The organism is Streptococcus australis (assembly GCF_040226615.1).
GTDB lineage: Bacteria > Bacillota > Bacilli > Lactobacillales > Streptococcaceae > Streptococcus > Streptococcus australis_E.
Genome location: NZ_JBCOAT010000001.1, coordinates 324,729 through 337,627, shown reverse-complemented (window position 1 = coordinate 337,627; position 12,899 = coordinate 324,729). Strand labels below are relative to the sequence as shown.

Sequence of the window (12,899 nt, the reverse complement as noted above, 5' to 3'; positions counted from 1 at the left end):
ACACGAGTGGATCAAAAACATCACTGCCAAGTCCTATGGGCGAAAAATAAATACCTGGTGCTGAGTCATTCCAGCAACATTTACAAGGAGATCCGGGAATACCTCAAGCAAGACCAGGTTGAGGTCAGTCACGTCGAGGACCTGATCCAGCAAGCGCTGGCCTTGCCGGAAAATCGTGGCCAGGTCTCCAATGCCTTCCAGCATATCTGGGGTTATTTTAAAAAGCAGGCGACTTCTGAGGAAAAGGCTGACTTCATGCTGCTACTTGAGAAATACCAGCATGGCCAAGCTAGCCAAGAGGATCTCATCAAGGGGATCCAGACGCTCCTTAAGCGCTACCCCAATCGCTACTTACAAGACTCGACGCTACTAGGAGGCCAATAGATGAGACTGTGGCACCAAGACTTGATTACCAAACTCCCTCGACCCCAGCTTCTCGGCCAACACCGGGAATGCTGCGCCCTGAGAGGCAATGGCTGGGGCAAGAAGCACGCGACGGTCAACTATGTCTTTGACTACTCGCCTTATCGCCTCTATGCCTATCACCGCTTGATCATGGAGGAGATGACGGCTAGTGGCTACAAGGTCAGCCCGGAGTGGTGGGAGCCGACTTACCGAGGCAAGACCTGCCCAGCCTATCCAGAACTGAAAGAAGAAGCCTTGAGCACCCCTATCTATCCCGAGCATCAGGACACTTACCTCCAAGAATGCATAGACAATCTAGCAGAAAAAGGGATTCAACTAGACTAAGAAAAAACGAACCAAATCAGGTTCGTTTTTTTGCGCGAAAAACCAACAAAATGCTTTGAAAGCGTTAATTTCTTTCTCAAACATGCTATAATAATAGGAGATTATGTACAGGAAAAGGATAGAGGGATGAAGGCAGTAGCAACTCCAGAACTTGAGATTGAAAGACAGTTGATCCAGCAGTTGACATCAGGAGAGAGTCAGTGGACTTATCGCGAGGATCTCAAGAATGAAGACCAGTTATGGGACAATTTCTTTGACAAGCTCGCGCAAAATAATGTCGCATTGTTGGCAGACCATCCCTTGACCGAGCAAGAAAAGCGCCAGATCAAGAACCAGCTCAACTTTGTCAGCTACTATGAAGCGGCCAAGTGGCTAGCTGGTGAAAATGGAATCGCCAAGGTAGAAGTCCAGCGTGAAGATGCTAGTCTAGGGACTATCCGTTTAGCGGTCATCTGGCGGGACAATATCGCAGCTGGTAAGTCCAGCTATGAAGTGGTCAACCAAGTCGAACGCGACAAGGCCTATCCACTAGACCAGGATCGACGGCTCGATACGACCCTTCTGATCAATGGCCTGCCCCTTATCCATATCGAACTCAAGAGTCCACGAGTGGCCTTTCTAGATGCCTTTCATCAGATCAAAAAGTACGACCGTGAAGGCAAGTTTCGGGGCATATACTCCAGCTTACAGATGTTTGTCGTGACTAATAAAGTAGACACACGCTATATCGCTGCAGCCCGTGAAAGCAAGCTAAACAAGCAATTTCTGACCAAGTGGGTGGACAAGGACAACCAACCCATGATCGATCTCAATAGTTTTGCTCATGAGGTTCTCTCCATCCCCCGGGCCCATCAAATGGTCATGCAGTACTCGGTCATCGATGATAGCAAGAAGGCCCTCATCCTCCTGCGTCCCTATCAGATCCATGCTATCGAGGCCGTGCAGGAAGCCTCTCGCCGTCAAGAGTCGGGCTATATCTGGCATACGACCGGTTCAGGCAAGACCCTGACCTCTTACAAGGTGGCTCGCAATCTCTTGCAGATCCCAGCCATCCAAAAGACCATCTTTGTCGTCGACCGAAGAGACCTGGACCAGCAGACGACCTCGTCCTTTCTCTCTTATGCAGCTAATGATGTCATCGATATCGACGAGACGGACAATACCCACGAACTGGTCAAGCGCCTTGGGGGCAATGACAAGCGCGTGGTAGTCACGACCATCCAGAAAATCACGACCATGATGCGCAAGTTTGAAGAAGGAAAGTACCAGCGGGATGCTGGGAAGATCAAGGACCTGCGCGTGGCCTTTGTCGTGGATGAGTGCCATCGAGCTGTCACCCCACAGACGCAAAAGGAGATCAAGGCCTACTTCAAGAACTCTCTCTGGTACGGCTTTACAGGAACTCCGATCTTTAAGGAAAACAAACGCAAACAAGTGGGAGACCTGGCTCAGACCACTCATCAACAGTATGGCGATCGCCTACATGAATACACCGTCAAGGAAGCCATCCATGATGGAGCGGTTCTAGGCTTTAAGGTCGACTACCGCAATACCATCATCTCAGATCTGCTAGAAGAAGAGATTCCAGACCAAGCCTATGAGGACAAGGAGCACATGCTAGAGGTCCTCGATGCTATCCTCAATAAGAGCCAGCAACAGCTTAATATCCCTAAAGGGGTCGGAAAGAGCTATGAGGCTATTTTAACAGTCAAGTCTATCCCACGAGCACAGGCCTATTATAATCTGCTCAAGAGCATTCTCGCTGGCAAGGAGCGGGTCAAAGTCTCCGAGCGGGTCAAACGCTATTTACCAGATTTTCCAAAATTTACCATCACCTACTCGGTGACTGAAAATGAGGAAGAGTCTATCGGCTACCAAGACCACATGAAGCAGGTCATGGAGGACTACAACCAAGAGTTTAGTACGCATTTTAGCCTAGCGGATCTCCGGAGCTTTAATACTGATGTCAATAATCGCCTGGCCAGAAAGCAGGACAAGTACCTCTACCGCAATGAGCAGTTGGATCTGGTCATCGTGGTCGATCGTCTCTTGACAGGCTTTGATGCCCCTTGTCTTTCTACCCTCTTTATCGATCGCAAGCCAATGCGCCCACAGGACTTGATCCAGGCCTTCAGCCGGACCAATCGGATCTTTGATGACAAGAAGCATTTCGGCCATATCATCACCTTCCAGCGCCCTCAAGCCTTTAAGGAAGCTGTCGACAATGCCCTCAAGCTCTACTCCAATGGGGGAGAAAATGAGGTCCTAGCACCAAGCTGGGAAGAAGAGAAGCGCAACTTCCTAAAAGCATGGGCAGAGTTTAAAGGCCAAGTCACAGACTTGGAAGAAGAAGGAGTCGCCCTCGAGCAGGCTCCAACGGCCCAGCTCCGAAAAGTCGCCAAAGCCTATCAGGTCTTTGACAAGTACCAAGCCTCGATCCGCGTCTACTCAGAGTACGATAAGGAGGAGATCTATCGGGAAACTGGCCTCAGCGACAGCCAGCTCGAAGCCTATCTGGGCCTCTATCAAAATATCCTGGCGGAGATCAAGAGCAGGGATTCAGAAGTGGACAGCCAAGATGAGCTGGACATCCACTATGAGCTGGAGTCTGTCCAAGTCGATGAGATCAACTATGCCTACATCCTGATGCTGATCCAGAGTATGATCCAGCAGGAGGAGAATGAGGAGCAGACTTTGAGTGACAAGGATATCGCAACCGTGGACAGTTATATCGAGAGCTTGAACCGGACCAATCCAAGCCTAGCGGAGATCATCCAAAACCTCTGGACCCAAGTCCAAGAAGAGCCCGAACGCTACCGAGGACAATCCATCACCGGAGTCTTGGACCAGATGATCGAATCTATCATCGATAGCCATATCGTAAGCTTTGCCAAAAAGTGGTATATCGGAGATGACGAGCTACGCTACTATATCCAACACTACCGCAAAGGTGCAAAAAAACAAGCCGGCGAAAGCCAGCTGACCAAGAGCCAACGCTACAAAGACTACAAGGCAGAAGTAGCAGATGCCCTCAACCCACTCAGCTACAAAAAACAAATCAAAGAAGCCTATACCCAACTGATCGAAGAGGTGATTGAACCACTAAGAGTGGGGAGGTAAGAGAGAATGTTATGTGTAATTATCCAAATGAAAGATTGTTTATAGATTTTTTTACAGATGATATGCTTAAAGAATTGGGTGTAGTGTCGATTAAAGATCTTAATTTTGAAAAAGGTAGTTTTAGGATATCGACACCAATCAATAATCTAGAATGTTTCAACGAAATTGACATTAGTAATCCTATAAATTTTGGGCTTAAGAATAATTTACCTATTGGTGGTATTGGAAATATATCTTTAAGTTCAATAAGTGAAGTTAAAGGAAGAGGTCCAAAAGGGACTTCGCCATTCAAAGAAACAGGATTTGACGCTGGCCATATTTTAGGTAGGCAGCTTTTTAAGGGTACTCGTTTTAATACTAGTAAGAAGAATAATAAAAATATATATAAGCAAACTAAATGGTCAAACCAGGGTAATCACCACACTGCTAAATGGGGGCATAATCAAACCTACTTTGAGAACTATATTGTATATCAAATTAAAAATAAAACCCCAGATGCAGTAGTAAAATACCGTGCTGACTTAATATACGGTAATTCTGAGGAGAAAGTACCAAGAGGTATCCATATAAGAAGTAGTTGTGAGCAAAATGAAGAATTGAATTTCAATGTTTTTGTACCAAATGTTGAGATAGAAGGACGTATAAATTATAACAATAATAATTTGGAGATTGTAAAATAATTGGAGATTAATGGAAATGAACATTCAATATTTTAATGTTTTTTTGTGTCGTAATGGTGAGAAGACAAATTATGATTTATCTAAGTTAATTGATAAAATTCGAGTATCTTCTCCTGTAGAAAGAACTGTAAAGTTAGGGAGTCAGCATACTATGTTTATGAATAATAGTAGAAACCCTTCAAGTAGCAGGACGAGTGGTTCTTCTTTGGATGGTTTAGAGTATCTCCCTAGAAATAGAACAGTTTGGATTGGTAAATACCGTAGTGAAAAACCATATGAAGGAAAGATTGGTGAAGAAGAAATTAAACAAATTGACGGAGACCTTTTTGAGCCTAGTGTTTGTTTGATTATTCCTACATCTTATCTCTTTTTAATGGAAAGAAAGTTTTTAGGGCCTTCGATTAACCAAATAGGAGAGTATTTATCAAGCTTTATAAAGAGTAAAGTTCCTAATGTAAAGTATTCGGTGAAATTTGAGCCTATGAAAACAGATAGTTTAAAACCTTTGATAGAAGCTTCTGAGAGCATCAAATCAATCGTGATTCAAATTAAAAATGAGGGTTTTGAATTGTCAAGTTTGTTTCCAAATATTAACGACAGCAACAAATCACTTTTAGAAAAGTTATTTGGTAATATGATGGAAGTATCTGAAGAATTAGATATAAATACAACTACTGTAGCATTTAAGAAAAGTCGGTATAAAAGAGAAATGGATATAAAACGTGTTGACAGTATATTAAAGTTATTAAATTCTTCGGATAAAAATTTAATATCTGCAAAAGTTGAATTTTTAAATCCAGAGACACGTAGAGTTGATGAAGTGGATTTAAAGAACGATGGCTTTTATATTTTGGAAAAAACTTCTTTAAAAACCGAGGATTTTAATAAATTAGCTAATCTAATGACAGAGCATTATTATGATGACCAGAATCGTAATAAAGATTTCAACTATACCTCATTTGGTTCTTTGTTATCTGTTGATGAGAATGAATTTGAAATTGTAACTGAAAATAGCATATAAAATCCAAAACTAGAAAGGAGATGTTGGCATGCTTAAATTTATTGATAAATATTTTTGGTGGAGTTTATTAAGCATAATTGTGTTAATTGTTACAATGTCTCTTTTTTTAGGAAATTATTCAGAGTTATACGATTGGTTTTACAAAAATGCTTATACAGATAATACGAATTTAGTAACAATCTCAACAGTTTTTATTGGCATTTATTTTTCTTTATACGGTTTTTTATTAAGTTCAGATAAAAATTCCCTTATATCAAAACTAAAGTTAAAAGAGTATAAGAGACTAGTTTCAATAGTTAATAAAGGATTTTTATCTAGTTTTATTATCGTTATATCTTCTTTTTTTAATGAAAATATCTATAATTGGGTGGGTGAAATTTATATATTATTCCTGTTTTTTATTTTTCTCTTACTTATTGGTTCTGCAATTCAAATAGCTATTTATTTTACATTACTTTTTAGATATGATTTGAATAAAAAATATAATAGTTTTGAGGAAGATATACAAAAAGAGATTCTAGATGATGAATTGCGTAAAAAGTTAAAACAATTTTTAGATAGAGAGTTATGAGAGTTGAGGATAAGAATGAAACCTAAAATTATTTTTAGTGAGGAAAAGAAGAGTTGGATTAAAAGACCTTTATTATCTAATATAGAAAAAATAATAGATTACAGGGGTAGAACACCTAAAAAATTAGGTTTAAGTTGGAGTGATACAGGTTATCTAGCTTTATCAGCATTAAATGTAAAAAATGGGTATATTGATTTTAATGCTGATGCAAATTATGGAGATCAAGAATTGTATGATCGATGGATGGGGGATAATCATCTTCATAAAGGGCAAGTTGTCTTTACTACTGAAGCACCAATGGGAAATGTTGCACAGATTCCTAATGATGATTTATATATTCTAAGTCAACGTACGATTGCCTTTGAAGTTAAACATGATTTAATTATAGAAGATTTTTTAGCCACTTTATTACGAAGCCCAAAAATATTTAATGAATTAACTTCTTTGTCAAGTGGAGGAACTGCAAAAGGAGTTAGTCAAAAATCTTTGTCAAATCTCAAGGTTTGTGTACCTGCATCATTAGAAGAAGAATCCGCCATCGGTTCCTTCTTCCTCACTCTAGACGACCTCCTGGCTAGCTACAAGGACAATCTTGCCAATTATCAATCTCTCAAAGAGACCATGCTTTCCAAGATGTTTCCTAAAGCTGGACAGACTGTTCCTGAGATTCGTTTGGATGGATTTGAAGGGGAGTGGGAAGTAGTTAGCTTAGGAACATTGATAGAAAATTATGACGAGATAATATCAGGTGAATCAGGTTTTCCTATTGCAACATCTTCTAGAAAAGGTCTTTATTTACAGAATGATTATTTTGAAGGTGGGAGAACTGGAATAGATTTGACACTTGATTTTCATAGAGTTCCAATGGGCTATGTCACTTATCGTCATATGTCAGATGATTCTATTTTTAAGTTTAATAAGAATAATTTTGAAACTGATGTTCTGGTTTCTAAAGAATATCCTGTATTTATTAGTAATGATAGCTCTGATATCGATTTCCTACTTTATCATTTGAATAACTCTAGGTTATTTTTAAGATTTTCAACTATGCAAAAATTGGGTGGTACACGCGTTCGGTTGTACTATAAAAACCTTATTACTTATAAGCTTGCAGTACCAACACTTAAAGAACAACAAGCCATTGGGAGCTATTTCTCTAATCTCGATAACCTCATCATTACTTACCAAGAAAAAATTTCTCAGCTAGAAACTCTCAAAAAGAAACTCTTGCAGGATATGTTTGTTTAAGGGGGGAGTTATGTATAGTTCTAAAAAAGATTTAATTGAAAAAATAGAATCAGAAAAGGAAAGGTTTCAAGATAAGAGTCAAATAGCCGATTATGAAAATGAATTATATACTAGAGTAGAAAATTATTTATTAACACTTATTGATTTAATAAGTAAAGAGTTAGATGATGAAGTTTTATCTAATAATGTAACAGTAAAGTTTAAAACATTACGTGATAATTTGTTAGAAAGCATGTACAATTGTTTTGGTGGCAATATTTATCTGTATGATACTATGCTTCCTCAAATTCTAGAGAATATTAAAATAATTAAGCTTTTCTCTTTCATTTCTAAAATAGATTCTACTACTGTTATTATAGGAGCGAACGGGGCAGGAAAATCAAGTCTTATTAATGAATTAAGAAAGAATAATAGTAATGAAATGTATGTCTTACCAGCCCAAAAATTGTTATATTTTGTTTCAAATATCCATGATCGTAATGGAATTACTAGAGAAAGATATATCCAAGATTTAAAAGAAGTCGATCTTAAATATGACACAATTGATTTACAACCTATCCAAATTGATAAGGATTTTTCAAATACTTTCACTAAATTAATAACATTTTTGATAAAGAACTATGCTAAGATAGCGACTTATAAATCTAGAGGGATGGAAGGGTTATCTATAGCTTTATGGGATAGAGTAGAGCAGGTTTGGAATTCAATATCACCCGAAATAAAATTTATACTAGAACCCGATAATAGAGTTGTTGAAGTTGAAAAAAATGGCTCTAGATATAGTATAAATGGTCTAAGTGATGGTGAACGTTGTATACTGTTTTATATAGGAAATGTACTTCTTGCTCCTGAAAATAGTTATATTATTGTTGATGAACCTGAGACTTTCTTAAATGCTGCTGTCTATAATGAATTGTGGGATTTGCTCATATCTCAGCGGTCTGATTGTCAATTTATTTTTGCTTCACATAATATGGACTTTGTCCAATCTAGAACAAATGCAAGTTACATATGGTGTAAGAAATTTGAAGCACCTTATGATTTGGAGTATCAGATTTTGGAAGGTACACAAGAAATGCCTTTATCCTTATTAACTGAAGTATCTGGTACAAAGAAGCCAATTCTATTTTGTGAAGGAACTAAAACTAGCATAGACTATCAGATTTATTCTAAATTATTTAGTGAATGGTGTTTTGTAAAACCAGTTCAAGGCCATAAGCAAGTTATCCAATACACAAGAGCCTATAATAAATTACAATATTTGCATGGGAATATAGCTTATGGCATAATTGATAATGATTGGATGGAAGAAACACGTATTGAGAACTATAAACAAAAAAATGTTTTTGTGCTCACTTTTAATGAGATAGAGATGCTTTTAGTTGATGAATCAATAGTGAAGTCTATTCTTAGCTCTGATGAACAGGATAAAGAAGAAAAATTAAATGAATTCCAAAAAGCTATTAAAAGTTATTGTGTGAAAAATAAAGACAAGATAATAAGTATCGCTTTGAAAAAGAAACTTGATGAATTTATGGAAGGTAATTTGATAAATAATAATGAACCAACAAGGGATGATGCTGAAATATTTTTAGAGGGTTTATCAACAGAATTCGATTTAACTTCAAAACTAGGAAATATAACTAAAATTGTTGAGGATAGCTTAGATGCTTCAGATTTCTCATCAATTTTAAAGATTTGTAACCTAAAAAAAGAAATAACCAATCAACTAGGAAATACAGTAGTCACTCGCGATTTTAAAAATAAGGCATTAAGTAAGATTGCAACAGATTCAGAGTTGCAAAATATATTGAGAACTAAATATTTTAGTGAACTTGTAACTCTACTAAGTCATAAATAAACGTGATTTATTTGTATTATTCTCCAGCTTTAATACTAAAGAAACTCTTACAAGATATGTTTATCTAACCTTCAAAAGTTCCCTTTATCAGCATCTATAAGCACAGCCTTTTTCGAATAGTATAAGTAAGCCCCTTTGATCCTTTCAAAGGGTGCTCCTTAGTATTTAATAACTTAAAAGTATTTACATTTAATAACTTTAGAGTTATAATAAATTCGAAAAGAGGTTGCTTTGTGCACGCTATTTATTTTTATAAAGACAAACAGGGGAATCAACCGGTCTTGGACTACATGAGGGAGCTAGCTCGTCACGATAGCAAGGACAGCCGGATCAAACTAAACAAGCTCAACGACTATATCGAGCTTTTGAGCCAGCAGGGGACACGTGCTGGCCAACCCTACATCAAGCATCTGGATGCGGAGATCTGGGAGTTGAGACCCTTACGGGATCGGATTTTATTCGTGGCTTGGCTGGATGGGAGCTTTGTCTTACTGCATCATTTTGTCAAAAAGACGCAAAAGACACCCAGAAGAGAGATCGAGAAAGCCAAGCGGGAGTTGCAAGATTTGAAGGAAAGAGGGCTGAGAGATGAAGAATAGTGCCATCGGCAGCAATTGGAAAGATGTGAGAGCAGAGCTCTTCACCAAGGAAGAAATCCTGGAAAGTGATCTCCGGGTCGCGATTATGACAGAGCTGATCGAGGCTCGGCGTGAAAAGGGCATTAGCCAAAAGAAACTAGAAGAACTCAGCGGGGTCAGTCAACCGGTTATCGCTCGGATGGAGACAGGCAAGACCAGTCCTCAATTGGACACGGTCTTGAAAGTCTTAGCCAGTCTGGGCAAGACCCTCGCTGTCGTCCCACTGGAACAAGAAAAGGTTTAAAAGAAATCAGAAAGAATTACTATGGAAACAACACAAACCTCCCAGTCGCTCTACCAAGCCCTGTGGAACTCAGCGGATGTGCTCCGCTCTAAGATGGATGCCAATGACTATAAGTCTTATCTCTTGGGGATGATCTTTTACAAGTACCTCTCAGATAAGTTGCTCTTCTTCGTGGCGGAGACTATGTTGGAGGAGACAGAGGACTTGGATGAAGCCTTGGCGCTTTACCGGTCCTACTATGAGGATCCCGACTCTCAAGAGGAGCTGATCTCCGTCATCACCGATGAGCTCAACTATGTCATCAAGCCAGACTTGACCTTTACGGCCTTGGTGGACCGGGTCAATGAAGGGACCTTCCAACTGGAAGATCTGGCTCAGGGCTTCCGAGACATCGAGCAAAGTGATGACCTCTATGAGAATCTCTTTGAGGACATTGATCTCTACTCCAAAAAGCTAGGTGCCACTCCTCAAAAGCAAAACCAGCTAGTGGCTGCCGTTATGAAAGAATTGGCAGTGCTGGACGTGGCAGGTCATGCGGGTGATATGCTTGGAGATGCTTATGAGTACTTGATTGGTCAGTTTGCGACCGACTCGGGTAAGAAAGCTGGAGAGTTCTATACGCCCCAGCCTGTAGCCAAGCTCATGACCCAGATTGCCTTTTTAGGGCGTGAAGACGTGCAGGGCTTTACCATCTACGATGCCACCATGGGATCAGGATCGCTCTTGCTCAATGCCAAGAAATTTTCTCACCAGCCTCAAACTGTCCAATACTTTGGTCAGGAGCTCAATACCTCTACCTATAACCTGGCTCGGATGAACATGATCCTACACGGGGTCCCGGTGGAAAACCAGTTCTTGCACAATGCCGATACGCTGGACGAAGACTGGCCGACCCAAGAACCGACCAACTTTGATGGGGTTCTTATGAACCCTCCATACTCAGCTAAGTGGTCCGCAAGCTCTGGCTTTCTCCAAGATCCTCGCTTCTCCCCATTTGGCAAGCTGGCGCCTCAGTCCAAGGCAGACTTCGCCTTTCTCTTGCATGGTTACTATCACTTGAAACAAGACAATGGTGTTATGGCCATCGTCCTCCCTCACGGAGTTCTTTTCCGTGGCAATGCTGAAGGAACCATTCGCAAGGCCTTGCTGGAAGAAGGGGCCATTGATACCGTGATCGGTCTACCTGCCAATATCTTCTTCAATACCAGCATCCCAACGACGGTCATCATTCTCAAAAAGAACCGGACCAATCGGGACGTTTACTTTATCGATGCCTCTAAGGAATTTGACAAGGGCAAGAACCAGAATATCATGACGGATGCCCATATCGAGAAGATCCTCCAGGCCTATAAGAGTAGAGAGGATATAGATAAGTTCGCTCATCTGGCTAGCTTTGAGGAGATCGTCGAGAATGACTATAATCTCAATATCCCACGCTATGTGGATACCTTTGAGGAAGAAGAAGTAGAGCCACTGACAGATATCGTGGCTAAGATCAACCAAACCAACGCCACTATTGAAACCCAGACAGCATCTCTTTTAGACATGCTTAGCCAGCTTCATGGGACGACACCTGAAGCCGATGCCGAACTCAAGAAATTTGTTCAAGAGTTTAAGGGGTAAGTCTTAATAATATTTAACAGACAACACCCTCCTTAGTTTTCTAAGGAGGGTTTTCTGTCAAGTTATTTTATTTGCTTCTTTTAAAAAAGAGTGTATAATGATGTAATATAAAACATTACAACAAAACAAAACCCAAAAGGAGACTCCCATGACCTACGCCTACAATAGCAAGATTAACTTGGCAGAAGCTGCGCTCAATGTGAAAGACCTGGCGCGCCAGACCGCTTTTTATACTCAAATGTTGGGCTTAGAGATTCTGTCTCAGTCGGAGGAGGAAGTTCTTCTTGGGGCTGGAGGCAAGCCCTTGGTGCATCTCATCCAAACGGATCGGACCGAAGCCGTTAAAGCAAGTTATGGTCTCTACCACATGGCCATTCTTCTACCTAGTCGGGAGGATCTAGCTGATGTCTTCAAGCATATGGCTGAGCTGAAGGTTCCCTTTGTGGGGGCTGCGGACCATGGCTACAGTGAAGCTCTCTATCTCGAAGATCCAGAGGGCAATGGCATTGAGCTCTACCGGGATAAGCCAGTGGCGGAGTGGGATATCCGTGAGGATGGCCGTATCATCGGGGTGACGGAGGATCTTTCTACGCAAGAGATCTATAAGATGGGGCGCAAGGTGGAGCCCTTCCAGATAGCATCCGCTACCCGCATGGGGCATATTCACCTCTCTGTGAGAGATAGCCAAGCAGCGTCTGTCTTTTACCAAAAGGTACTGGAGTTATCGGATAAGTTTACTGTTTCATCTGCCAGCTGGATTGCCTCTGGGGACTATCACCATCACCTGGCAGTCAATGAGTGGGGTGGCAATCACTTGGCTAAACGCGAAAACCAGCTTCCTGGCCTTGCCTATTACGTCGTCCACGTAGAAAAGAAAGAAGACTTGGTTGCCATCGCCGAGAGAGCAAAAGAGCAGGAGGCAGCTGTCACCTGGCTGACCTCAAGTGAGCTCGCGTTTACAGATCCGGATGGGATCGTGACTCGAGTCAGAAAGGATTAGAAAGCCTGATAAATTAGGCTTTTTGATAGAAAAAAACTAAATAGTAAAAATTAGTGATATTTCAAGTTGTAATTCTTGACAGTACATCTAGTCCTTGTATAATAGTTTTTGTAATAAATAAACTTACAACAGAAAGAAGAAAC

General features: G+C 40.5%; 12 protein-coding genes. All 12 read left to right on the top strand.

Annotation, left to right across the window (positions count from 1 at the left end; translation table 11 throughout):
- The first annotated feature begins 6 nt into the window (after nucleotides 1–6).
- The 12 genes from ABT997_RS01655 (at nucleotide 7) to ABT997_RS01600 (ending at nucleotide 12,756) form a co-directional block, all read left to right on the top strand.
- Nucleotides 7–384, top strand: a complete 378-nt coding sequence (locus ABT997_RS01655) for a YbgA family protein (RefSeq protein ID WP_350018580.1) — start codon at nucleotides 7–9, stop codon at nucleotides 382–384.
- Nucleotides 385–750 (top strand): TIGR02328 family protein, encoded by a 366-nt coding sequence (locus ABT997_RS01650; RefSeq protein ID WP_350018579.1) that lies wholly within the window; start codon nucleotides 385–387, stop codon nucleotides 748–750.
- Nucleotides 751–876: 126 nt separating this feature from the next.
- Nucleotides 877–3,870, top strand: a complete 2,994-nt coding sequence (locus ABT997_RS01645) for a type I restriction endonuclease subunit R (RefSeq protein WP_350018578.1) — start codon at nucleotides 877–879, stop codon at nucleotides 3,868–3,870.
- 11 nt (nucleotides 3,871–3,881) lie between these two features.
- Entirely contained in the window at nucleotides 3,882–4,550 is a 669-nt protein-coding gene (locus ABT997_RS01640; protein WP_048789183.1) for a DNA/RNA non-specific endonuclease, read from the top strand.
- 10 nt (nucleotides 4,551–4,560) lie between these two features.
- Nucleotides 4,561–5,571 carry a DUF6731 family protein gene (locus tag ABT997_RS01635; RefSeq protein WP_048789182.1) on the top strand — a complete coding sequence of 337 codons (1,011 nt, stop codon included), beginning with the start codon at nucleotides 4,561–4,563 and terminating at the stop codon, nucleotides 5,569–5,571.
- A 28-nt stretch (nucleotides 5,572–5,599) separates the two neighbouring features.
- Nucleotides 5,600–6,142: a hypothetical protein gene (locus ABT997_RS01630; RefSeq protein ID WP_048789181.1), complete on the top strand. Its 543-nt coding sequence runs from the start codon at nucleotides 5,600–5,602 to the stop codon at nucleotides 6,140–6,142.
- A gap of 15 nt (nucleotides 6,143–6,157) precedes the next feature.
- Complete coding sequence (locus ABT997_RS01625; protein WP_065426868.1) at nucleotides 6,158–7,390, top strand: restriction endonuclease subunit S; 1,233 nt, start codon at nucleotides 6,158–6,160, stop codon at nucleotides 7,388–7,390.
- Nucleotides 7,391–7,400: 10 nt separating this feature from the next.
- Entirely contained in the window at nucleotides 7,401–9,251 is a 1,851-nt protein-coding gene (locus tag ABT997_RS01620) for an AAA family ATPase (RefSeq protein ID WP_048789180.1), read from the top strand.
- A 233-nt stretch (nucleotides 9,252–9,484) separates the two neighbouring features.
- Nucleotides 9,485–9,850: a type II toxin-antitoxin system RelE/ParE family toxin gene (locus ABT997_RS01615; protein ID WP_048789179.1), complete on the top strand. Its 366-nt coding sequence runs from the start codon at nucleotides 9,485–9,487 to the stop codon at nucleotides 9,848–9,850.
- The gene (locus ABT997_RS01610; protein ID WP_048789178.1) at nucleotides 9,840–10,133 is read left to right on the top strand and encodes a helix-turn-helix domain-containing protein; all 294 of its coding nucleotides are present in this window, start codon (nucleotides 9,840–9,842) and stop codon (nucleotides 10,131–10,133) included. Before ABT997_RS01615 ends, ABT997_RS01610 begins: the two co-directional genes overlap by 11 nt.
- Nucleotides 10,134–10,154: 21 nt before the next feature.
- A complete protein-coding gene (locus ABT997_RS01605; RefSeq protein ID WP_048789177.1) occupies nucleotides 10,155–11,756 on the top strand; it encodes a type I restriction-modification system subunit M in 1,602 nt (533 codons plus the stop codon).
- A gap of 148 nt (nucleotides 11,757–11,904) precedes the next feature.
- Nucleotides 11,905–12,756 (top strand): VOC family protein, encoded by an 852-nt coding sequence (locus ABT997_RS01600; RefSeq protein WP_350018577.1) that lies wholly within the window; start codon nucleotides 11,905–11,907, stop codon nucleotides 12,754–12,756.
- The last annotated feature ends 143 nt before the right edge of the window (nucleotides 12,757–12,899 follow it).

Bases quoted from the DNA above. Each gene is read 5' to 3' on its own strand.
- ABT997_RS01650 (WP_350018579.1), top strand. From the start codon at position 385: ATGAGACTGTGGCACCAAGACTTGATTACCAAACTCCCTCGACCCCAG.
- ABT997_RS01645 (WP_350018578.1), top strand. From the start codon at position 877: ATGAAGGCAGTAGCAACTCCAGAACTTGAGATTGAAAGACAGTTGATC.
- ABT997_RS01640 (WP_048789183.1), top strand. From the start codon at position 3,882: ATGTGTAATTATCCAAATGAAAGATTGTTTATAGATTTTTTTACAGAT.
- ABT997_RS01635 (WP_048789182.1), top strand. From the start codon at position 4,561: ATGGAAATGAACATTCAATATTTTAATGTTTTTTTGTGTCGTAATGGT.
- ABT997_RS01630 (WP_048789181.1), top strand. From the start codon at position 5,600: ATGCTTAAATTTATTGATAAATATTTTTGGTGGAGTTTATTAAGCATA.
- ABT997_RS01625 (WP_065426868.1), top strand. From the start codon at position 6,158: ATGAAACCTAAAATTATTTTTAGTGAGGAAAAGAAGAGTTGGATTAAA.
- ABT997_RS01620 (WP_048789180.1), top strand. From the start codon at position 7,401: ATGTATAGTTCTAAAAAAGATTTAATTGAAAAAATAGAATCAGAAAAG.
- ABT997_RS01610 (WP_048789178.1), top strand. From the start codon at position 9,840: ATGAAGAATAGTGCCATCGGCAGCAATTGGAAAGATGTGAGAGCAGAG.
- ABT997_RS01605 (WP_048789177.1), top strand. From the start codon at position 10,155: ATGGAAACAACACAAACCTCCCAGTCGCTCTACCAAGCCCTGTGGAAC.
- ABT997_RS01600 (WP_350018577.1), top strand. From the start codon at position 11,905: ATGACCTACGCCTACAATAGCAAGATTAACTTGGCAGAAGCTGCGCTC.